This window comes from Butyrivibrio sp. MC2021, from assembly GCF_000621605.1.
GTDB lineage: Bacteria > Bacillota > Clostridia > Lachnospirales > Lachnospiraceae > Butyrivibrio.
The window spans coordinates 17362-39182 of the sequence record NZ_JHXX01000020.1 but is presented as its reverse complement, the minus strand read 5'-3'; the positions used below and the strand labels follow the sequence as shown (position 1 = coordinate 39182).

Here is a 21821-nt window from a genome sequence, read left to right as displayed (position 1 = left end):
AGTACGAGAGGACCGGGGTGGACGGACCGCTGGTGTATCAGCTGCATCGCCAGATGCATAAGGCTGGGTAGCCACGTCCGGAAGGGATAAACGCTGAAGGCATCTAAGCGTGAAGCCCCCCTCAAGATGAGATATCCCATGCGCAAGCAGTAAGACCCCTTAGAGAGTATGAGGTTAGATAGGCACAAGGTGTAAGCACGGTAACGTGTTCAGCTGATGTGTACTAATAGGTCGAGGGCTTATCCAACGATAGTTGGTATAGGAACAAGGGAAATGGATTTAAGATATTCAGTGTTCGGTTTTGAAGGTACAATAAAAAAACACATGCACTGCATGTGTTTTTATGTTATTATACATATGTTATGGCCCGGTGGCTCAGCTGGTTAGAGCGCCGCCCTGTCACGGCGGAGGTCAGGGGTTCGAACCCCCTTCGGGTCGCTCTTTGTATAAGGCACCTATATCACAGGATGATATAGGTGCTTTTTTGTAAACAGAAGGGAGAATTATAAGGTATGTTGATAGTTTTTGGGGTTTTATCAGTAATTTTATGTGTAGCTGAAATATGGGCCATTAAAAAGAGCCGGAGAATGACGGAGTTCCTGGCACTTAGCGTGATCGTTCTTATAGCCGCCATGGCCATGAATGTTGTGGCAGGGCTTATTGGGAACCTGATAACCGGTGATTTCCATGTGGCTGCTTTTTTCATGCAGTTGTTTCCCTTTGCCACCGCAGGCATATGGGTTATTTTTACTCTTGTGGGGGCAATAATTAAATATATAAAGGGATCAAAGAAGACCAGGACTATAGTTAATATCTGCCTTCTTGCGATAGCAGCTGTTATTGTAGGCGTTTGCGTTTTTAAAGAGGCTTCCAAGGTAAAAGAGATCGCTGATACAAAAAAATATATGCCTCTTATTACCTCCGGAACCGGATTTTACAAATCAGGACCCAAGACCAATACAATTGTCGTTTCTGACAGAGAGACCGGAGAAGAGAAGGTTGTGGGGGACCTGTACATCAAGACCATGACCTATCTTGGGGACGGTATATTCGTAGGTGTCAGAAATGAGATGCCTCCAAAGGGTGTGGTCAAGCCGGATGACAGAAAAATAATCTATTATAATATCAACACCGGCGAGGAAACTCCTATAATCACTGCTTCTGAGCGAGGCTATACAGAGCTTGAGTTTCCCTATCTGTCTGCAGATAAGAAGTTTTTGTATTTTGTGACCGATTGCGAGGATATCGTGAAATACAACCTGGAGACAGAGGAAATCCAGGTTATCATGGATGGCGATGATGACCTTTTTCCCGGAAAATATGCGATAACTCCGGATGAAAAGCATCTGTATTACTACGTAAGGCTTGATTGCAACGGCCAGGGCACCGCTACAGAAAATGAGAAGATCATCTGGGAGGTTGACCTGGAGACATCACAGGTTAAAGAGCTCCTTAGGGAAAGCGCTCAGATTCAGGGACTGGACATCTCTAAGGATGGGAAGACGCTGTATTACGCCTGCGGAAGGAACCTTAAGATGGTCAACCTCGAGACCAAAGAGTGCAAGAAGCTCCTTGACGGGGCTGAACATAAAGCCTCCGGTTATCCGGGAGAATGGCCTGTAAGGGTATCTCCCGATGGCAGATATGTCCTTTTTGCTGACAGAGAGGACAGAGAGAATTTATATGACACTGTATACAGGTTTTATGCCTATGATATACAGGAGGATAATGCAGTTGAAGTTCTAAAAACCCATTACCATGTTGCGTCCATTGACTGGTTGGAAGACTGATTTTTACAGACATTTTGCAACTTAGTCACGGCTGATTGTAACTTAGCACCTAAAATATTGTAGCAAAGCTCCTTTTTCGGTATTGTATGCATATCAAATGCAACAACTACTGAAAAGGAGCTTTTTAAAATGAAAACAACAACACTTACAAAAGAGAAAAACAGATTCTTCCAGGGACTTGATTTTTTGAGCTACGGACTTGAGATTTTCGCATTTATCGGCTTTGAGCTTTTGCTCACATACGGAATTGAATACAAAGTATATGGTTACGATATTAAGCATTATACAAACGGACAGTACATTCTCCACTGGGTTCTGACCTGCGCAGTATGGCTTTTCGGAGCATGGTATGTAGTTAGAGAGTGCGCTAAGAAATCAGGAGTTGATCTTCTTAAGAACTTCAGAGAAAAGAGTCTTATCCAGGGCGCAAAAGAGATGTCATTTTTACAGTGGGTTATGCTCATCGTTGGCACAGTTCTTTGCCTGATCTCTACCTGGATCGACTGGAACGGCAGCAAGCTCTTAGCTGAGTTTCATAAGAGAGGCGTTCTTTTCCCATTCCAGTATATGTACTACTTTGTTGAAGTGATAATGGTTCTTCTTATCATTGTTTTTGGCCAATATGCATTTGAAAAATGGTTCAAAAATGATAAGATTCCCTATGGAGGAATTCTGGTAGCACTTACCTGGGGCCTTGGACACTGGCTTACAAAGGGATCTCTCGGAGCAGGCATCTACACAGCCATCGGCGGATTCGTATTCGGAGGCGCATATCTTCTCACCAGAAGAAACATGAAGCTTTCCTACCTCTTCCTCTGCATTATGTTCATTCTGTAAGGGGAAAAAATGAGGCTCATTAAGACCAGAGAAGAGAATTTAGAAGAAAACTATTTAGAACTGCATTATGACGAGATAGATGAGGAAACGGCCGCGGTCATCGAGAGACTGCGACCGGCTCTTAAGTACATAGAGGGAACCACAGAAGGCAGACGCCTTACAGTGCCTATTGCCGATATGTTTTACTTCGAAACTGTGGACAGGAAGACCTTTGGTTACACCAGGGACACCTGCATAGAGGTAAAAGAGACTTTGCAGGGAATCATAGATGAGCATGAGGATGCCGGATTTGTGCGGATCAGCAAGTCATCTATCGTCAATCTCTATAAGATCAAGAAGCTTCAGGGGGATCTCAATATGAGAACCCTGATTCATCTTAAGAACGACGAGTGTCTCGTGATGAACAGAGGTTACAGGTCAGATTTTTACAAAGCGCTGAACAAGCTTCAGGGGAGGAAAAAGGCGTGAAGATAATAAACAAACATAATTTCATTTCCATAGTCTGCATCAGCTTTACTATTGTAGTCTGCGCCAAGCTTCTTTTGGAAAAGAGCATGGGCTTTAACGACATATATTACACTGAGAACATTTTTACCTGCCTTGCGGGCTCGGTGCTGGTGACTTTTATTCTTTCCCTGCACTATTATCTTCAGCGTTTTCCCTTTATACCGGTGATGATTGGACAGTATCTGCTTCTAATCGTTGTGGTGTTCGGCGCCATCTGGGTTGCGGGACAGTTCTCTGAAAATGCGCCCACTGCCTACAGAGATATGTTCCTTTCTGTGACAGTGCCCTATATTGTAGGGGCTGCGGTGTACTACATCAGCTTCTTTTTACAGATAAAAAGGGCAAACGAAACCTTTTTTGCTGATAACGAAGAGTGATCAATTGTTATACTCACGAAGGCCGTAGTAATAGAACCGTTTGATCTTCTCCTTGAGGGAGGCGGGCTCTATGACAAGGGCATCTTTGCCGAATCTCTTGAAATATTCCTCCAGCTGCAGCTCCGGCCAGTCGAAGTGATAGAGATTTCCTTCAATTTTGGACACAATGGGTCTGTTCTTGGTTACTGTTTTGAACTTTCTGATTCCATTATTATTAAGACGAATAACGGCGTGAACTGTAAGTGATACAGAATGAGGGCTCCGGATAGCTTTTTCCTGGAGCTCTTTTTGTGTTACCTCATTCACGGGGAACTCGTACTTGGTAACAAAAACGCTGCGCATCCTGGATATTCTGAAGGTCTTGGGCCTTCTGGATGCTCTGTCCATGCACAGCAGATAGTTGCACTGCTCCTCCTTGGAAGGGGCAATGACGTAGGGCTCCACGGAAAAAGTGTGCTTTTCTGCGGAGGTTGTGTTGGTAAAGGTCAGGATCCGGTGCTCCTTCAGGGCTGTTTCGATATTCTCGTAGGCATCCTTGAAGATAATGGCCTCACGCTCATTTCTGGGGATGGACAGGTAGGAGTTGAACATATCCTTGAGATACTGGGAAAGAGAGGAGTCTCGCAGCATATTGAACTCGATGATCCTGATGATCTCATAGGATTCTCCGCTGACAGTAAGGGTGATGGCGCTGGTCTGCTTACTCTGGAAGCGGTCGTTCTTGATATAGGTGCTGACGATCTTATCCGCCAGCTTACGGGCATTCCTGTCTGAGATGTCTGTGATATCCGTCAGATCCTTGATTATATTGTTAAGGAGCCTCTCGCTGTCACGGGTGTACTGCTCGAAGAAATTGACGATAAGGGTCTTCAAAAAGGCGTTGAGATTCACGGATTCGTCCTTTTTTGTGAATTCAAAGAGCTCAGCGTCGTTAATTAGTCTTGTTTTTATGTCTTCAGGAAGATAAATTTTGTACTTCTCTGTCATTGTGCACCTCTGAATTGGGGATGTGAATTAATGCAATTATAGCCTATAAACCGCATAAATACAATATAAATAGGGGTTGTAAAAATATCAAATTGTGAAGCTTTTCATCTCCAATTCCTCGAACTATGATATATACATAAAGACACGCACAGCAATCATTCGGATACGGTGGTTTGTACCGGGCGAAAGTCCGGAGCGCAGGTTCGAATCCTGCTCCAATGTGTCTTGTATATGAATAAAGGTGCTAACAGCAATCAACACCACGACTGTCAATCGGAACAAAGAGTCGCTCGCGACTCTTTGCGCGCTGGTGCGCGCAAGCTTTAGCTTGCAAAATTCATCTGCGCACCAGTCGCATCCTTAGCGGAGCGCTTTTTATTCAATAGGAAATCCGAAGGAATTTCCTATTGAATAAAAAATCTGCCCCACGCCGGGGCAGGGCACCTTGTAAGGAGGAAAAGGAAATGTTGGATTATTTAAAGAAAGAAGCAAACAAAACATTTACAGAAAACGGCGCAGTTACATATGTATCAACTAAATCTGACTGCCTGGATCTGTTCGCAACCATCGGTGCACTCAGAAATGCGTCCGAGGAAATGATAATCAAAAGATTCGTTAAGGCTTACGCCGAAGATCCGGATCTTGCTCTGAAGACTCTCTTTTTTGCAAGAGATATCAGAGGCGGCCTGGGCGAGAGAAGAGTGTTCAGAGTAATACTTGCTTACCTTGCCGCAGCTGAGCCCGAATCTGTTAAAAAGAATATAGAAAACATTGCAGAATACGGCCGATTCGACGATCTGCTTACTCTTATGGGAACTCCTGTAGAGAAAGAGGCACTGGAATACATCGAAAAGATCTTCAGAGATGACTGCGAGAAGCTGGCTGACAAGGGTGAGAATGCAGAAGGATCTCTTTTGGCAAAATGGCTCCCTTCCGTTAATACAAGCAACAAGAAGGCAGTTATGAATGCCAAAAAGATTGCAAGAGCCATGGGTATGACAGATGCTCAGTACAGAAAAGCATTATCTGCTCTTCGCGCTCAGCTCAGGATCATCGAGAATAATTTAAGGGAAAAGGATTACACCTTTGACTATGAAAAGCAGCCTTCCATGGCTTTATATAAGTACAGACAGGCCTTTATAAGAAATGATGAAGACAGATACACTGCTTTTATCAAAAAGGCTGAGGAAGATCCTTCCGTAATGCACACCGCAACCCTTACGCCCTATGACGTGATCGCGCCAATCATCAACAAAAAGATCTTAGGCTTAGGCGAAAGACGTGCCATGAACGCCACCTGGAATGCCCTGGAGAACTATGCAGGTGCAGAGAACTCCCTGGTGGTAGTGGACGGCTCCGGCTCCATGTACTGGGGCAACGGCCCGATTCGCCCCGCAGCAGTGGCGCAGTCTCTGGGCATCTACTTTGCTGAGAGAAATACCGGTGCTTTTCACAATCATTTCATTACGTTTTCTACCAATCCAAGACTTATCGAGATCAAGGGAAAAGATATAGTGGATAAGGTCCGCTATTGCATGAGATTTAATGAGTGCAGCAACACGGATCTTGCCAAAACCTTTGACCTGATACTCAGAACCGCAGTTAAAAACAAGCTGAAGCAGTCCGACATGCCTGAAAAGATCTACATCATTTCCGATATGGAATTTGACTGGTGCGCAGGCAATGCAGAAAGCACCAACTTTGAACATGCCAGAGATGAGTTTGAAAGGCATGGTTACAGGCTTCCACAGATAGTTTTCTGGAATGTGAACAGCCGCAGATGTCAGCAGCCTGTTAAAATGAACGACCGAGGCGTAGCCCTGGTTTCCGGCTGCAACCCACAGATTTTCTCCATGCTAAAAGAAGGAAATCTGGAACCCTACAAATTCATGATGAGCGTCCTTTCAGCTGAGCGTTATGAAAGGATCGCCGCATAGGATAAATGAAAGGACATAACTATGAATACAATTGAGATAAAAGGAAAAGTAAATACAGCTCTCTGCTATGCAACAATAGTGGAGGATGAGGCAATAGAGCAGCTTTCAATGGAGGAGTACAAGGAGGCCATGAAGGGCATATATACATCATCTGTCTGCGAGGCCACAATTGATGAGGCCTCCATGGCATACAAGTCACTGGAGGACATAATTGATGTTATAAAGGAGTCTGTGGAGATAATCGACGTAATGAAGCCCATTTATAACTTCAAGGTGCCATAATGAGTTTATTCCGCGGTGGTAGAAGCTGTAGTTGATGCGGGAGTTTGTGGGGCTTCTTCAGCAGGGACTTCTTTCATGGCAGCTATTTCGGAGGCAAGTCCTGCTCCGAACTTTGCAATAGAAGGATCTTTGGCGCATAATGCAATATAAAGACATATCGCCATTAATAGCCCGATTATCAGATAGAGAAGTTTAGATATAATTTTCATTTTTGGTCCGCCTTTCATCCGTGAAACGACATGCGACAAAAAATAGAGAGCCTCATGCTCCCCTCACGGTAATAATACATCAGGCGTGCCAGGAATACGATAAACAAAGTAAGATTATTTTCTTAAAATACTATTACATACCATTTAACCCCGGCTATATCTCTGAAAACATCATTTATTCAGAGGCGGCCGGGGGTTATCATGTTGCTTAGATAAAACAAAAATACATGGGAGGTGGCTCTTATGAAGGAAAATGATATAGTAAAAAAGCAGGGCAACACGCCGATTATGGTTTTATTAAAACTATCACCCGCTATTTTTTACTTTCTGATCCGTATAATAGATGTGGGAACGCTTAATCCCTTTAAGGCGATTGTTTTGGGAGTTCTCTCCGGGGTTCTCATGCTCATGATCGAAGACTGGGGACTGATTGCTTTTGAGATTTTTCTCTTTGTTGCTCCCAAAGGTAAAACAAAAATCGGTTTTGGATTGGGAGTCATCGCAGTCAGCGTTGTCTCTGCAATATGGCAGTATATGTTATGCTCCTTTGTTTTTTCCTTTGACGGATCCTGGAGACCTACACTTATCGCAATATTAGCCATGAACGCTGTTTACGCTATTGTTACTCTGGTGATCATGTTTACACCTGATACGAATGACAAGATTGTTCAGAATGCAACTTATGTCTTATAATAGGAACGTTCAGATTATGAAACAAAGAATGGGAGACATTTGATGAAGATTTATATTGATTTTGATGATTGTCTGTGCGAAACAGCGCGGTATTTTTCAGTACTGGTAAAAGAGATGTTCGGAAAAGATGTTCCTTATGAAGATATCGGATTTTTCGATCTGAAAAGGTCTTTTGCACTGACAGATGAGCAGTATGAAGAGATGATGATCAAGGCCCACACGCCGGAGGCGCTGCTTTCTTTTGAAGAGACTCCGGGGGCATCCGAAACCGTTAACAGCTTTATTAATGCAGGTCATGAGGTTTCTATAATAACGGGACGTCCCAATGTCGCATATGAAGCATCAAGGGAGTGGCTGGACAGACATGGTCTTCAGAGAGTCAGGCTGTACTGTCTGAATAAATACGGACGGGACAGCTTTATAAAAAACAGTGAATTCAGCCTTGAGATAGAGGACTACTACAAGATGCATTTTGATTATGCAATTGAGGACTCGCCTCTGGCATTTCGATTTTTCGATCATTTACCGGATCTGAAGATAATGGTCTACGATCGTCCCTGGAATCATGACTGTGAACTTCCGGGAAGCGGCTACAAACGTTGTCTTGACTGGGAGACAATTAAAAAGAGTATAAGGTAGTATTTTAAGGGGAGAAAAGGTATGTTGTGGCTTAATAAAATAACATCAGGTATTAAAACGCTACTGAAGGAACATCTTATTTCGATCGTTGTTTTTCTTGTGGGAATGATTCTTGCAGGTATTGAGACGGATTATATTGAAAACCTCTTTATCGATCTGCCAGTAAAAGCCTTTCAGGATGAACTTCTTTTCGGTACTTGTTTCTGTTTATTTCTCACCCCGGGAATTCTTCTTGTGGAATCCCATTTTAAGAACAAAAAACAAAAAATAATTCACGTTCTTGAGCTTTTGATTTCTTTTGCTGTTTCAGGTTTTTATTCCTGGGCAGAGACAATAGGCAATAAGCTTGAGAATACTCCCTATGCGGATTATGAGCAATATCTCACCAGAGCAGCAATTGTATATTTGATTCTGGCAGTGGCATGTACGGTTTATTTTCTGTATAAAAAAAGCGGTGAGACCTTCGAGGGATATTTTTACAAAGCCTTTGTCGGTGTAATCAGAGCAGTTGCTATTTATATAATTATGGCCATCGGAATCCTGCTGATAATGCACATTTTTGAATCATTATTTTTCACAACAAGGCTAGAATTATTACCGGAATTTGTCCTTATGGGAATAGTAGGATTTCCTGCCGGTATTTACGGTATCAGCCATGTTGAAGAAGGAGATTCAGGTTTTTCAAAGGTGCTTTTTTGCTATGTAAATACCTTTATGCTCGCGGCTGCATTTCTTGTTGTATACGCATATGTCATTCAGATAATCCTTACATGGACCTTTCCTTCCAATGAAGCTTTCAGCATAATGGCAGGACTTTTTATCGCAGGCCTTTATGTATGGACTGCAGCCCAGGGAGTGACGGAGGGAAAACTTCTGGTTACGTGCAGGATAATGCCTCTTTTGTTTGCCCCTCTGATCATTGTTCAGAGCATGTGTCTATACATGAGAGTTTCGGAATATGGTTTTACTTTTTCAAGATACGGAGGACTTTTTCTGATATTATTCGAAGTCTTCTATGTACTTTACTATCTTATAAGATTGCTGATGAAAAAAGGGATAGGTTCGGCTCTTTTAATAATGATCCCTGCCATGATCATATGTTTTTTTGCTATACCACGTATCAATGTATATTCAGTTGTAACCGCTTCTCAGAAAAAGGTTGTGGAGAACTTTATCGCCAGAGTTGAAGCAAAGGATGATACCGCCTATGACTTTTCGGAGAAAGCTGAGTCTTCATACCGGGAGCTTAAGATGCGAAGCAGCATAGAGGGTAAAAAGTATGTTGAAGCTCTGAATGTGAAATACAGCGATGATGTGCTGAATGATCTGTTTGATGAATACAGGTACAGAGAAGAAGTGCAGTCTAAGCCTTACGAATACTATAAAACAGAAGTCCGTCATGCTTTTGTAACAATAGAATTATCAGGATACAGATATATTAGTCCTTTTTACACAACCATTGATTTATCAACTGATGATCTGACCAAAATTGACACTTCGAAAATCCCTGCCAGAGCTAAATATAACGGTGCGATGGTTTTGGGTGAGGCGGATCTTAGTGAGCTGATAAGCAAATTAAGGGTGATGGATGTTGCGGGAGCTCAGAACACCGAATTACAGAATCTTATTGTTGATCCAATACCTGTAGAAAACGGGCTTCTTTATCTGGAAGACATTAAATTTGAAGTGGACAAAAAGGATGAGTCAGTAGTAAATAAAATAACTATTGATGGTTATTGCGTATATAACTGACCAAGGGGATTGGAATTATGAAAAAGAAAAGAAGTATTGGGGTTATTATTTCCGGGGTGATGATTCTTGCTTTAACCGGATGCGGGCGAAATGCTTATGAACTGCAGAAGCAGGACCAGAATCGTCAGCTTAGCCTGAACTTTGATAACACCAGGCTGTATGTTGTTGACTACGACGGCAAGCTTTTGAATGAATATGATTTAGCTAAGGTAAAAGAGCAGTTTTCGGAGGAAATCCCGGGGCTAAGGCCTGAGAACTACAGAATGGCTTATGACGGAGTTCTTTATTTTACCGATTATTATACGGATTATAAAGATTCGTCAAACTCTTATAATATTTTGTATGCCATAGATCCTGAGAAAGATGCTTATACGGTAGTCTACAAGAATGATGGCGGCAGTATATACAATCTGGATATATATGATGGGAAGCTGTACTTTGAGTCCATGATTCCGGGGACAAGTAATTTCGAAGGCCATTGTTATTTATTAGAAGACGGTCTCACCTATGAGGAGACCGCTTCAGGGCTGGAAGAATATTACAGGGCAATGGAGAATTACTCCGGATGCTCCCGCGGAAATGGAAATACTCCCTGCTGCGTGGCAAGAACCTTTGATGAAGTAGGCTTTTCCCTCGCCCGCAAGGATAACAAACTATTTAAGATTGAAAAAAACGGAGATACATCCCAAATCTACCAGACTGATGAGGGTAATAAGATAAATGTTTATGCTTTTGACCGTAAGTGGGTCATGGTTAAGCTGTCTAACTCCAATTATGAAGATATTGGAGAGTATATCCTCAATATTGACAGCGGAGAGGCTCAGCAGTTCAAAGAAGCCAATTGGAAAGAAGTTATATGCTATGATGATAGCACTTGTTATTATTCCAAATCGGAGCCTGTAAACCTTGGAATTAAGAAAAATCAGATCTATTCATACAATCTTGTCGACGGATCCACCAAACTTTTGTATGAAACAGAGACTGTTCCGGGTACACAGGAGATCAACAACCTTGAGTATTCCAGAAAAATATTTGGTAAAAGAATGTTTTTTGCCTGCTTTGATGATGGGAAATATATCTGGAATATGCTGGATCCAACAAAATCTGATGGGCCTAAGCCCCTTGGCTATGTGGCTTCCGATTTTCCCGCTTATGAATACGGAACAGTGGAATACGTAACTGCAGAGTCCGATTGTCCTGATTGCGGAAAAGCACTTTACAAATTTTATGGAGAAAAATTCGTACTTGACCACAAATACTCAGAATATGCGGATGAGATCAATAAAAGAATTGCGGAGTTTATTGACAACAGCGTTATTCATGCGGATGAAGGCCTGATGTATGGCGATACCGATTGTGAAGAACATGGCGAGTTAGAAGAAGCATATTGCGAGTCTGAGAATGGCTATATAACTGATGTGAATATTTTGGAAGACAGATACCTGGATGTCTTGTACATCAGCTGCTTTAATTTCGGCGGGGCCCATGGAGAGTACTTCAGAGAACAGTTCTTTTTTGATCTTAAAACGGGCAAGAGGCTGAGCATTGAAGACTTTTATAAAGGAACAGAAGAGGAATTCAAAGATTTAATTGCCCGGAAAGTCGTGGAAGATTATAAAGAGAATAGGGAAAACTATTTTGCTGAAAGTGATGATGAGGCATATAAACAGGCTTATGACTGTGTGAAGTTTGATGATCGATCTGAGTTCAAAGAGGATGGAATAGATTTTGTTTTTGATGAGTATGCGCTGGGGCCTTATGCGTCAGGCTTTATAATCATTCATGTTTCATATGAGGAATTGCTTGGTCGAAGCACCTTGTCTGAATAAAAAATCGCCACACTGTTAAATGACAGTGCGGCGATTTTATTTATATTAGCACTTGTATAAGAGAGGATATTTGAGGGGGGAGGCTACTCAATATATGGGATATGAGTAGCCATGTTGTAATGATTGAAAAAGTATGTGTTTGTGTGGGGTTCAAGAAGATTAGCTCTTCTTGATGATCTTATATTAATCTTTTAACCTAAATATAATCTAAAGGTGTTGTGAACATTTTGTGTTCTTATAAAGTTATGCGAAGCACACCATATTTTTTTTTTTCGGACCTATTAATGTTATCATTATTACAGACACTTTTTTGATATTTTAAAAGATTAGCTTCTTCGGAGTAGAATTTCTACCCGGAAGCTCAGAAAAACGCAACACAGAGACTTTTAAAATCAGGAGGATGCATCATGGCAGATAGATCTGATTTATCAATGTGCAATTGAGGCAATCAAAATGATGCAAAGTCCCAGGTTGAAAACTTTTATACAGGAAGAGTTGAAGAAAGAGGGTGGCCAATGAGCCAATGTCATTAAGATAAGATGACGGAATAAGATCTCTATATCAGAAATGGTATAGAGATCTTTTTATGTAAATAAATTGTTAACATCAAAATTGTTATCCATCATGTGAATTTATCCTGTTACCGGGCGGTCAGTCTAATCTGAAAACCTGCTTCATCTGTTTCTGAGCGCCTGTTACTTCGTCTTTCTCAAGGATGAGTATGCCCTTCATGCTCTCGTCCCATCTGGCAACGACTTCGCTCTCTGCCTGGTACTTTCCGGCATATTCGATGCCCTTTTCGCACTCATAATATCCGAATACTTCAGCGTCAAATTCCGGAGATTCCAGCTCGTACATATAGATGCTGTAGTTGCATATTCCGGCTTCCTTTAAAACAGCCACCATCTCCGGCCAGATCTCGTCGTGCCTTTTGATATACTCGTCTTTCTTTCCCTTTAGTACCATGCCTTTCCATGCGTATCGTTCCATACTCATACCTCCTTTATAATCCCCATATCACTTCTGGGACACCTGCGTATATTTTCAAATACAGGATCTGTCGCAAACTCTACAAGAATATCTTTTGTACCCTCCGCGGGTTCTTCGATCTCTATATCCTTAAAGCTGATATCCTTAAGCTCATGCCCCGGTTCATCAAAGCCGATGAGCTCGATGGAAGGGCAGTTGTGCCAGTCATTTTTACCGGCGTTGTTGTCGAGAAATCTGCCAAGAAGATGCATCCTCTCAAAGTGACAGTCCTCTACGACGGGTATGGTCTCAGCGCCAACACCGTCGTCGTTGAAGGTCACGGAATGGATCATCACGTGGGAAGCTGCTATATCTCTGACGGATACGCCTCTTACATAGCCTCCGCGCTTTTTTGTGTATTTGATCTCAATTCCTGACCAAGTGGGACGCATGTCACAGTCCCATAAAAAGACATTTTCCACGCCACCGCTCATCTCACTGCCGACGCAGAGTCCGTGACCGATGTGACAGATGCAGTCGAAGACTCTTATGTTCCTTGTTGGCCTTCCGATCGCGTTGCCCTCGGGATTCTTGCCTGATTTAATGGCAACGGAGTCATCCTCGGTGTAGAAGTCGCAGGCGTAAATAGTCGAATTGGTCGATGAATCCGGATCCCAGCCGTCGCCATTCCACACGCCCTGAGACTTGATGGTGCAGTGGTCCGTCACAACCTGATCGGAGTAAACAAAGTGCAGATTCCAGGAAGGAGAAAAGCCCAGCGTCAGATTTGTGATCCAGATATTTCTGCAGTTGCTCATATTGATTAGCCTGCCCCTGACTCTGTGGGAGATGGTCTCGGGCTTCTCGTATTCTTTTATCTTATCGCCAAGGGAAGCGATGTATTCCTTGAGGTCCTCAGCCTCAATCTTGGCGCAGGCCTTTGCAAGGAGCCATCCGCCGCCCATGATGCTTCCACCGCCCCTGATCACAACGTTTTCGCAGTTATAGGAGGCGTCGTGATCGAGCTGTCCGAGGTTTAAAAGGCTTCTGTAGCAGAGCCTCTCATAGCCCTCAAACCTGCTTTTTATCTTGGGCAGATAGTCGGAAGGACTCTCTGTTCCCTGCAGGGTTGCACCCTTATCAACAAAGAGCTCTGTGTTTGAGTGCATATCAAGAGCGCCTGTAAGGTAGGTTCCTGCAGGCACATATATGTAAGAATTCTCATCGCAGTCATCAAGAGCCTTCTGCAGCGCTGCAGTGTTTAAGGTCTTGCCATCGCCGAGAGCATTGTAAGGCGCCGAAGTAACATCGATCATTTTCTTAAGGCGAGAGGTTCTGACCGTGATCTTTCCAAGGGAGCGTGAATCCCCATCGGGAGAGTGCATGATGACCTCCACATCAATGTCTTTTTCAGGCAAAAGACCTTTAAGAGTAAAGTGGGTTTTATCTGTATCTCCGACCGGTTCGCCATCTGCAATCACGCTGTATGAAAACTCTTTTGTTGCATCCTTGGGAAGGTCCCAGAAAACTTCTGCTTCACTTGCTGTGGCTCTAAAGTCCATCAAAAATTCATGCTTCAAAATTGATACTCCTTGTCTTTATGTCTTCTTCCAGATCAATGAATCTGGCAAGAGCTGTATATACTTCACCTCGGGAAATCCACTTTCCGAAGGCAGCGTTTTCTCTTTCGTCAATGCCAAGCTCCATGGCCCTTCTTACGCATTCCTCCAAAGGGATATCTCTTTTGTCCTTATCACTTTCATAGAACCTCATAAGGAAGCTGTCCAGTTCCTCGTAGGTCAGAGATTCGTCAGGTCTGAAAAAGAGCTTGTCGCCTTCACTTTTAGTAGTTGCAGGATCTATCAGGTTTTCAGATATCAATGTCTCAACATATCCGCTGTCCCATTCATCAATCTTAAGGTCAGAGTACTTGCCTCTGTAAGGCCTTGTTCCTGCGATGCGAAGTGCCTTGAACAGCACCATGAGGAGCTGAGCCCTTGGCATTGGTGCATCCGGGTGAAGGAACATAACACAGGGATCGAGGAGACAGTATCTGAAGGCTTTCTCAAGACCTTCCTTATCTTCAAATCCTGCAATATCAAGGTAGGGCAGTGCTATTGAAAAGATATCCGGTTCAGGCTCCTGAGCGGGAATAACTTTTGTATCAGAATCAGGACTCCAAAAACTGCAGGTAAGTCCATTGTCGCACCTTCCCGGTAGAGTGTCTTTTCCCTTATCAAGAGAGCGGAGAGTATTCATGAAAATATCGGCGATCATCACGCTGCCGTATTCGTTGGTGTGGGTCACATCCCCGGGCATGAAGAAGTCTTTGGCCTTTTCTTCAAACTCAAGCCACTTCTCGAAGGTCTTTCCGTGGAGATCTATGAAGGGAACATCCAGCTCTTTTGCCACGGCCTCTGTAGCCCTGGCGTGGTCTTTTAGAAGAGAGTAGTGACGATCCATGTCAAGAGCTTTGGCGTCCTCTTTGGTAAGCTCAAGCGGAATGCGGCTGATGGGAGAGCACAGGATTGCTTCTGCACCGGCAGCTCTTGTCTCCCTGACATATCTTCTGAGGTTGTCCGCATATCCCCCGAAAGCTGCAAGGTTCCTGCGCTTCTGGTCGTTGTGACCAAATTGGAGGATAAGGCAGTCGCCGGGCTGAATCATCTCCCTTATTATGTCATAGTGTCCGTCGTCCCTGAAGCAGTTGGAGGTAAGACCCGAGTGGGATAAGTTGCAGACTGCTGCGCCCTCAATATAGCGAGGCAGTGTCTGCGCCCATCCGGAGAAGCTTCCGAAGGGATAGTAGGGGATTCCGGCGTTCTGATCGGTTACCGTTGAATCGCCTCCAATCCAGATGACAGGGACTTTCTCCTCGGTTATTGTGACGTCCAGCGATACATTTTCCGGCGAAACGTCGCTGCCTGTGTAGCTTATGAAGATGTCCTTATCCTCGCACCTTGTTGCGGAAAGTGCAGGAATGAAGGGCGTAACGGCAGTGTGATAGGTCTTTTCATAGGTGCTGCCACAGGGCACGGTTACGTCTCTTGCTATCATGGCCCTTCTTGAGGAAAAGAGTGTAAGGTGCTCGATACTCTTGTTCAAGGCGCTTATTCTAATGCTGACTTTGTAGGTTCCAAAGGAAGGGACAGATACTTTAACAATCTGAACCTTGCGGCCTTCATCAGAGACTTCTTCATAGAAGTGCCTTGTGTTCCAGCCGCCGCTCTTTAGTGACTGCTCATGGGCAGTACCTGATGAAGTAACTGCCATTTCCGGTGTAAAAAAGTCATAGCCTCTCCCTTGCGAGTAGAGGCTATCGTTATTTTGAAGTTTGAAGTTTATTGAAAACATGGTCGTTCCCCGTTTGTTAATATCAAAGGTCGTAGATTGCCGTGGCAAGCGGAGCAATGTCGTTTGCTTTAAATTCACCGCTGTCTGTGACGATGGTTGCTGACTGCTTGTTCTCTGAGTTGTTGATGACAATGAGTTTCTTGCTGCTCTCAAAGAATGCGCACTCAACCATAGGATTGTCGGTGACACACTTGTGATCAAAGGAAAGTCCGCAAGCATACAGCAGAATGTTGAGAAGAAGCCTGTAGTTCTCGGGCGCGTTCTCAAAGGTTGAGAGGTAGATTCCTTTTCCTCTTCCGAAGTCATTTACTGTAAGCAGTGGGTAACCGTCTTTTGACCTGATAACTTTTGCTGCGCCGTCGGTAAGGTGAACTTTGCCACGAAGAGGGATGTGGCTACCCTCAGGAATAATGCCTTCTGAGTTGTCATCCACAAAGGCCCATTTGCCCATGCAGGACTTGTAGTCGCTGTCTCTGTTTACGCCAAGGACACCTGACATCTTGAAGCTGAAATCCTTCTCGCCTGTTGATGATGGCTCGTTGACGCCGATAAAGCATCCGCCTGCGCTTACCCACTCAGTGAGGACTTCTTCCACAACAGGATCGTTCCAGCTCTCTGCACCGCACCACGCTGTTCCTGCTGAACCTGCGTTGATGATGACATTGATATCCGAAAGATCCATGCTCTTTAAGTCGTTGAAATCGATGTATGTGACATCCACGGGAAGACCGGAGAGGGTCTCGTTTATGTGGATCAGGTCATGCATGTAGGTCTCATGGAAATGGCCTGATAAAGTCCAGCTGCGCAGTTTCCCCCAGGAGTGAAGTACAGCGACCTTTATCGGGAGGACGTAAGGTGCGCCTTCTTCATGAAGCTTTTTTATCTGTCTGAACTCATCTGAGATTGTTGCGATATATTCCACAAAGTCCGGGAAATCCTGCACCAGATGCAGATATCCGCCAAGACCTATTCTGTCAATTTTGGCACGAAGAAGAGCACGACGGGCGCTTCTCCAGTAAAGAGCTGCATCCCTGGCCGGATCGCCGCCCTTTGAGAAAGTCGGAAGTCCGCCAAGTCCCACAGGGAACAGGTAAGGGTGGAGTCTTATCTCATGAACCGGCACGTCAACCCCTGCGCAGAGCCTTACTTCATACCCTGAGAAGATGCACTTTATAAGACCGTCAAAGCCAAACTCCTTAAAGCGCTTACCGTATGGCTCAACGCCAACCCAGCTGTCATCGTAAAAGACATATGCCTTTTTGCCAAAGCTGTGAACGATGTCCACAAGCTCTTTTCCGAAAGAAACAACGAACTGATTTACAAAGTTCATGTAGTCTATCTGGGTCTTAACAGGCGGAAGGTGTGTGGGGTGGAAGAGGCCGGTGTTGATGAAGTCCTCGGCTGTGAGCTTATATCCGTAGCTCTCAGCAAAGTTGTCAAGCATCCTGGGACTTACGGTGAAATCGTAGGAACCCCAGTCGGTAAAAAGATACCTGTTTCTTGGATCGCTTCCCCACATCCATACGAAGTTGTAGAACATTGATGTAAAGCGGACAACGGTGGTTGCCGGATGAGTCTTGCACCAGTTTGTGAGCCAGTCCTTGAGATACTCTCTGGTCTGGGGATATACAGGATCGATCTGCATCAGATGCTCCTTGTCCCAGTTGTTGGTCACATGGTTGTACATGGAGATCTCTTCCCAGATCCTGTAAGCTAAAAAGCTCACGGTATATTTGTGCCATGGAATGATGTTGTTTACTATGACATTCTGAGCCTCTTTCTCATAGGTCCAGAAATTTCTGTTGACTTCCCTTCCTGTGGTGCGGTCATAGACCTGCCAGTATTTCATTGAGTCGGCGCTGTCGTTGATCTTAAACTGCTGATCAAAGAAATCATCCATCAGGTGGAAGGTTAAAATGGAATCCTCCGCAACCTTGGGAGCTGTCATGAGGAAGGTCTGCTGGAGCTTGTCCGGGTTTTCCTTCGCCCATTCGTTGTGATCCCTGATTATGCATATAGTGGAGTAGATCCCATATCCTGAATTTGTAATCTCGTCTGAAAGAACAGTGCCATCACTGTCCCTGATAACATCTGCGCCCCATTTTTTAGCCAAATCAAGGGTAAGCTCTTCATAACCCGCTTCACCGGGCAGAGTGAAGCCCCCTTGTGTGTGCTTTACGATGTTGTCCATTTTTTGTTAACCCCCTAATGGTCCTAAGGGGTACCACTTGTGGTGGATTCCTTAGGACGGCTATGAATAATTTAGATCATTACGCTTATAAAGCGCCGTCGCTTCTGATCTTGTCGTAGTTTAGGATGCCTGCGAAATATGCAAGAGCCAGACCCTGTCCCCAACCCTGGATCCAGTCTCTGGAAATACCACGGTATCCGTCTCTGTCCTTCATGACAGCTGTGCCACCGGAGACGTTTAAAACTCTTCCGTCAGGTGATACGTTCTTAAGGATGCCCTTGGTTGATTTGTTGATGTATTTGATGTGAAGAGGATTGCCCTTGTTTATCATGGCAGCAGCAATTCCGCAGCTGGCCGATATCTCCTCGTAGGACTCCTCATCGTCAAGGATGGTTCTGTAAAGACCGTCCTCGGTCTGAAGCAGCTTGATGCTTGCAAGCTGTTCGTTCAGTGAGCCGACAATGTCCAGGAACTTAGGGTATAAGTAGCACTCCGGAAGAATGCGACCAACCTCAGACATTGTGTAGGCTGCCCAGGCATTGGCTCTTCCCCAGAAGAACCCTGACATGTGGTCTTTGGTGATGTTGTTGTAACCGTGGTAGAAAAGACCTGTCGCCGGATCCTGGAGATATTTGATGTGCCAGTAGTACTGGTTTAGAGCATCGTCAATTAGTTTTTCATCTTTTAAAAGAACTCCCGCTCTAAGCAGGAAAAATGCTGCCATAAAAAGCGTGTCAGCCCAGCACTGCTCCGGGAAATCGTTGTTTACCGAGACTGTGTGCTGAAGGACATTGTCGCCAAATCTAAGGGCGTCATTCTCGAGATAGTCGATTTTGCTCTTTGCGATATCCAGGTATTTCTCATCGCCGGAGTACTCATACAGTGACAAAAGAGCATGTCCCATGGCACAGGTATTTACTGTAAAAGATGGAACGCCGAGCTCGATATACTCATCGATCCTATCCTTGAGAGCAAGGATGTATTCCTCTTTTCCGGTGGCCTTATAAGCCTCGCAAACGCCGTAATAAGCCACTCCTCCGGGCCAGTCCCAGGTCAGGTCCATTCTCATGGTGCGCTTTACTATTGCGTCGATCGTGCTTTCTATTTCTTTTTTGTCATATATAAGATTGCCCATAATTTCGCCCCTTTATGGTTATTTTACAAAAAGTATATTTTCATATGGTCGAAAAATCTCTCCATATACTAACAAAAACTTTGCAATTTCAACTATTTGAGGTTAGAATTTCTATTAGGCGTGTTTTTTGCCAAATGGAACTGCATATTTATTAAATTAAGGAAAAGATTATGTCAAAGCCCAAGAAAACAGTAATTGAATACAGAAATTACGAACTTCCCATTAACTTTCCCGTACTGGTGCTGACCGGAGACAGATGGTATATATCCGACGTCAAGTCCGGCAAGCTCCATTTCCACAACTGCCTGGAGATAGGTATATGCCACCAGGACAGCGGATTTATTGAGTTTGCAGATGAGCCTGTGCCATTTAAGGCAGGGGATGTTACCTTTATATCAAGGAACGTTGCTCATACATCCTACAGTACCAAGGGTGAATCGAGCTTGTGGTCATATATTTTCCTGAATCCCGATGATCTCTTTAAAGGGATATTTGGCGCATCTTCGCCATATGGGGAGATATATTATGATATGACTCAGAATCTTCAGATGATACTGCACGGCTCCGAGCACAAGGAGATCTACAGCCTTGTAACCCAGATACTGTCTGAGCTTGTGAACAAGGAGATGAATTATCAGATAGCAGTTAAGGGTCTTATGTTATCTCTTTTCATGAAACTGATGAGAGTCTATGCGGGGCAAAAGAAGCAGAGCATCGCCCAGAAAGCTGCCCATGACAACGATATCGTCGTCATGCCGGCGCTTGAATATATAAGGGAAAACTACATGTTAAACTTCCCTATAGAAGATCTGGCGAATATGTGCCACTTGAGCCAGACCCACTTCAGAAGGGTGTTCCACGAGATCATGCAGACAAGCCCTTTGGACTACCTCAACACCACGAGGATCCTTCAGTCCTGCATCCTTCTTAGGACCACAGAGGAGTCGATCCTTTCCATATCGGAGCAGGTGGGATTTCGGTCGGTATCCAGCTTTAACAGGCATTTCTCTGAGAAGATGGGAGCTCAGCCCGGAGAGTGGAGGCGCAAAATGGTCAAGATCGACAATGCCTCAATAATGAAGTATACAGGCTGGACACAGGCTGAGAAGCTTACGGAATCAAGAAAGTGAATATACATATATAGTGAATAATGGATGAATAAAAAGAGTCCTTGAGGCTCTTTTTATTTTGTGCCCTAAGGAGAAATGCCTTTGTGCAAAATGTATAAAATCGAAAACGATTAAGTGTAAATAATAAACATATCAACAATAAACTCGAAAAATAAATGGGTGAAAATGCATAGCTTTTTTGACTAAGTGATTAGATGGGAGAGATAATTTACTTTAGTATTGTCCATAGAAAGGGGAGAGAGATATGGGAGCAAAAAATAAAAGTAAGGGAGCAGTCGCTATCGGTTCAAGCTGGAAGAATTCTCTAAAACGAGACTGGCAGTTATACCTTCTTCTGCTCATTCCACTTATTTTGGTTGTAGTATTTAGCTTTGGCGCATATCCGGGTCTGAGAATGGCCTTCATGGATTACAAACCTGCCAAAGGCTATGCGGGTTCTAAATGGGTCGGCTTTGATACCTTCAGAAAGGTATTTAAGGATGCGGACTTCTCAAGAGCCCTCAGAAATTCAATAGTATTTAACTTGCTTGATCTTTTCGTTGGATTCCCGATGCCGATCATCCTGGCACTGATTCTCAACGAACTCAGGTATAAGAGATTCAAGAAGGTTTCACAGACAATTCTTTACCTTCCTCACTTCTTATCCTGGGCCATCATCGGAAGCGTGGCACTTACAATGTTCAAGCCAACAAGCGGTCTTGTAAACATCGCCATGATGAAGATGGGAATGATCACACAGGGAATTCCGTTCCTCAATGAGAAATGGCACTGGGCAATAACTTACCTGCTCATCGGAGTGTGGCAGTCCATGGGATGGGGCACGATCCTCTACCTGGCAGCTATTACCGGTATCAGCGGAGAACAGTATGAGGCGGCCATGATCGACGGTGCAAACCGCTGGCAGAGAATGCTTCATATAACACTTCCGGGAATCAGGAGCACAATCGTAACACTGCTCATCATGAACCTTGGACGTGTAATGGGAAGTAACCTTGAGAGACTTACATCCCTTGGAAATACACAGGTAAAAGAGTTCCAGTATCAGCTGGCTGTGTACATCTTCAATAAAGGTATTGGAAATAACAAGTTCAGTATGGCTACTGCCGTCGGCCTTTTCCAATCAGTTATCGGTGTTGCACTGGTTCTTTTATCAGACAGAATAGCCAAGAAGCTTGGCGAAGACGGACTACTATAGGAGGAACT

Annotated in this window: 18 protein-coding genes, 1 tRNA gene, 1 rRNA gene and 1 pseudogene; 14 read left to right on the top strand and 7 right to left on the bottom strand. The window is 44.1% G+C overall.

Features of this window, described 5'->3' with window-relative positions; translation table 11 throughout:
- From T359_RS0116685 to T359_RS0116660, 6 genes are all read left to right on the top strand, one after another.
- A 23S ribosomal RNA gene (locus tag T359_RS0116685) occupies window positions 1-247 on the top strand; the annotation flags it as partial.
- 117 nt (window positions 248-364) lie between these two features.
- Window positions 365-438 (top strand) — tRNA-Asp (locus tag T359_RS0116680).
- A gap of 74 nt (window positions 439-512) precedes the next feature.
- Complete coding sequence (locus T359_RS0116675; RefSeq protein ID WP_155840160.1) at window positions 513-1790, top strand: TolB family protein; 1278 nt, start codon at window positions 513-515, stop codon at window positions 1788-1790.
- 129 nt (window positions 1791-1919) lie between these two features.
- Window positions 1920-2627, top strand: a complete 708-nt coding sequence (locus T359_RS22880; RefSeq protein ID WP_026518425.1) for a hypothetical protein — start codon at window positions 1920-1922, stop codon at window positions 2625-2627.
- A gap of 9 nt (window positions 2628-2636) precedes the next feature.
- Window positions 2637-3095: a LytTR family DNA-binding domain-containing protein gene (locus T359_RS0116665; RefSeq protein ID WP_026518424.1), complete on the top strand. Its 459-nt coding sequence runs from the start codon at window positions 2637-2639 to the stop codon at window positions 3093-3095.
- Window positions 3092-3511: a DUF6608 family protein gene (locus T359_RS0116660; protein WP_026518423.1), complete on the top strand. Its 420-nt coding sequence runs from the start codon at window positions 3092-3094 to the stop codon at window positions 3509-3511. Before T359_RS0116665 ends, T359_RS0116660 begins: the two co-directional genes overlap by 4 nt.
- Here the strand turns inward: T359_RS0116660 and T359_RS0116655 are convergent, their stop codons facing one another.
- A complete protein-coding gene (locus T359_RS0116655) occupies window positions 3512-4498 on the bottom strand; it encodes a WYL domain-containing protein (RefSeq protein WP_026518422.1) in 987 nt (328 codons plus the stop codon).
- A 464-nt stretch (window positions 4499-4962) separates the two neighbouring features.
- Here T359_RS0116655 and T359_RS0116650 point away from each other — a divergent pair, with 464 nt between their 5' ends.
- Both T359_RS0116650 and T359_RS0116645 read left to right on the top strand, forming a co-directional pair.
- Entirely contained in the window at window positions 4963-6435 is a 1473-nt protein-coding gene (locus tag T359_RS0116650) for a DUF2828 family protein (RefSeq protein WP_026518421.1), read from the top strand.
- A gap of 108 nt (window positions 6436-6543) precedes the next feature.
- Window positions 6544-6717, top strand: a pseudogene (locus T359_RS0116645) (RNA-splicing ligase RtcB); the annotation flags it as partial.
- 5 nt (window positions 6718-6722) lie between these two features.
- Here the strand turns inward: T359_RS0116645 and T359_RS0116640 are convergent.
- A complete protein-coding gene (locus tag T359_RS0116640) occupies window positions 6723-6926 on the bottom strand; it encodes a hypothetical protein (RefSeq protein ID WP_155840159.1) in 204 nt (67 codons plus the stop codon).
- Between the two features lie 243 nt (window positions 6927-7169).
- Here T359_RS0116640 and T359_RS0116635 point away from each other — a divergent pair, with 243 nt between their 5' ends.
- Genes T359_RS0116635 through T359_RS0116620 form a run of 4 tightly spaced genes read left to right on the top strand, consistent with a single transcriptional unit; the run spans window position 7170 to window position 11839 of the window.
- A complete protein-coding gene (locus T359_RS0116635; RefSeq protein WP_026518418.1) occupies window positions 7170-7619 on the top strand; it encodes a hypothetical protein in 450 nt (149 codons plus the stop codon).
- Window positions 7620-7661: 42 nt separating this feature from the next.
- Window positions 7662-8258, top strand: coding sequence for a 5' nucleotidase, NT5C type (locus T359_RS0116630; RefSeq protein ID WP_026518417.1), 597 nt, complete (start codon window positions 7662-7664; stop codon window positions 8256-8258).
- Between the two features lie 21 nt (window positions 8259-8279).
- Window positions 8280-10010 (top strand): DUF4153 domain-containing protein, encoded by a 1731-nt coding sequence (locus T359_RS0116625; RefSeq protein WP_026518416.1) that lies wholly within the window; start codon window positions 8280-8282, stop codon window positions 10008-10010.
- A 17-nt stretch (window positions 10011-10027) separates the two neighbouring features.
- Window positions 10028-11839 carry an RsiV family protein gene (locus T359_RS0116620; RefSeq protein WP_026518415.1) on the top strand — a complete coding sequence of 604 codons (1812 nt, stop codon included), beginning with the start codon at window positions 10028-10030 and terminating at the stop codon, window positions 11837-11839.
- 651 nt (window positions 11840-12490) lie between these two features.
- On the opposite strand, the gene T359_RS0116615 is transcribed toward T359_RS0116620, so the two are convergent.
- From T359_RS0116615 to T359_RS0116595, 5 genes are all read right to left on the bottom strand, one after another.
- Complete coding sequence (locus tag T359_RS0116615; RefSeq protein WP_026518414.1) at window positions 12491-12829, bottom strand: L-rhamnose mutarotase; 339 nt, start codon at window positions 12827-12829, stop codon at window positions 12491-12493.
- A 2-nt stretch (window positions 12830-12831) separates the two neighbouring features.
- Complete coding sequence (locus tag T359_RS0116610; protein ID WP_242839118.1) at window positions 12832-14388, bottom strand: glycoside hydrolase family 28 protein; 1557 nt, start codon at window positions 14386-14388, stop codon at window positions 12832-12834.
- Window positions 14378-16162, bottom strand: a complete 1785-nt coding sequence (locus T359_RS0116605; RefSeq protein WP_081795636.1) for a GDSL-type esterase/lipase family protein — start codon at window positions 16160-16162, stop codon at window positions 14378-14380. Before T359_RS0116605 ends, T359_RS0116610 begins: the two co-directional genes overlap by 11 nt.
- Before the next feature lie 22 nt (window positions 16163-16184).
- Window positions 16185-18353 carry a 1,3-beta-galactosyl-N-acetylhexosamine phosphorylase gene (gene gnpA / locus T359_RS0116600; RefSeq protein ID WP_197027115.1) on the bottom strand — a complete coding sequence of 723 codons (2169 nt, stop codon included), beginning with the start codon at window positions 18351-18353 and terminating at the stop codon, window positions 16185-16187.
- A gap of 85 nt (window positions 18354-18438) precedes the next feature.
- A complete protein-coding gene (locus tag T359_RS0116595) occupies window positions 18439-19488 on the bottom strand; it encodes a glycoside hydrolase family 88/105 protein (protein ID WP_026518410.1) in 1050 nt (349 codons plus the stop codon).
- 170 nt (window positions 19489-19658) lie between these two features.
- Between T359_RS0116595 and T359_RS0116590 the strand changes: the two genes are divergently transcribed.
- The gene (locus T359_RS0116590) at window positions 19659-20618 is read left to right on the top strand and encodes an AraC family transcriptional regulator (RefSeq protein ID WP_026518409.1); all 960 of its coding nucleotides are present in this window, start codon (window positions 19659-19661) and stop codon (window positions 20616-20618) included.
- A gap of 244 nt (window positions 20619-20862) precedes the next feature.
- The gene (locus T359_RS0116585) at window positions 20863-21813 is read left to right on the top strand and encodes an ABC transporter permease (RefSeq protein ID WP_026518408.1); all 951 of its coding nucleotides are present in this window, start codon (window positions 20863-20865) and stop codon (window positions 21811-21813) included.
- Window positions 21814-21821: the final 8 nt, after the last annotated feature.

Excerpts from the sequence above, each read along its gene's own strand:
- T359_RS22880 (WP_026518425.1), top strand. The coding sequence starts at position 1,920 with ATGAAAACAACAACACTTACAAAAGAGAAAAACAGATTCTTCCAGGGA.
- T359_RS0116675 (WP_155840160.1), top strand. The coding sequence starts at position 513 with ATGTTGATAGTTTTTGGGGTTTTATCAGTAATTTTATGTGTAGCTGAA.
- T359_RS0116635 (WP_026518418.1), top strand. The coding sequence starts at position 7,170 with ATGAAGGAAAATGATATAGTAAAAAAGCAGGGCAACACGCCGATTATG.
- T359_RS0116605 (WP_081795636.1), bottom strand. The coding sequence starts at position 16,162 with ATGTTTTCAATAAACTTCAAACTTCAAAATAACGATAGCCTCTACTCG.
- T359_RS0116615 (WP_026518414.1), bottom strand. The coding sequence starts at position 12,829 with ATGGAACGATACGCATGGAAAGGCATGGTACTAAAGGGAAAGAAAGAC.
- gnpA (WP_197027115.1), bottom strand. The coding sequence starts at position 18,353 with ATGGACAACATCGTAAAGCACACACAAGGGGGCTTCACTCTGCCCGGT.
- T359_RS0116630 (WP_026518417.1), top strand. The coding sequence starts at position 7,662 with ATGAAGATTTATATTGATTTTGATGATTGTCTGTGCGAAACAGCGCGG.
- T359_RS0116665 (WP_026518424.1), top strand. The coding sequence starts at position 2,637 with ATGAGGCTCATTAAGACCAGAGAAGAGAATTTAGAAGAAAACTATTTA.
- T359_RS0116595 (WP_026518410.1), bottom strand. The coding sequence starts at position 19,488 with ATGGGCAATCTTATATATGACAAAAAAGAAATAGAAAGCACGATCGAC.
- T359_RS0116625 (WP_026518416.1), top strand. The coding sequence starts at position 8,280 with ATGTTGTGGCTTAATAAAATAACATCAGGTATTAAAACGCTACTGAAG.
- T359_RS0116590 (WP_026518409.1), top strand. The coding sequence starts at position 19,659 with ATGTCAAAGCCCAAGAAAACAGTAATTGAATACAGAAATTACGAACTT.
- T359_RS0116585 (WP_026518408.1), top strand. The coding sequence starts at position 20,863 with ATGGGAGCAAAAAATAAAAGTAAGGGAGCAGTCGCTATCGGTTCAAGC.
- T359_RS0116640 (WP_155840159.1), bottom strand. The coding sequence starts at position 6,926 with ATGAAAATTATATCTAAACTTCTCTATCTGATAATCGGGCTATTAATG.
- T359_RS0116620 (WP_026518415.1), top strand. The coding sequence starts at position 10,028 with ATGAAAAAGAAAAGAAGTATTGGGGTTATTATTTCCGGGGTGATGATT.
- T359_RS0116655 (WP_026518422.1), bottom strand. The coding sequence starts at position 4,498 with ATGACAGAGAAGTACAAAATTTATCTTCCTGAAGACATAAAAACAAGA.
- T359_RS0116650 (WP_026518421.1), top strand. The coding sequence starts at position 4,963 with ATGTTGGATTATTTAAAGAAAGAAGCAAACAAAACATTTACAGAAAAC.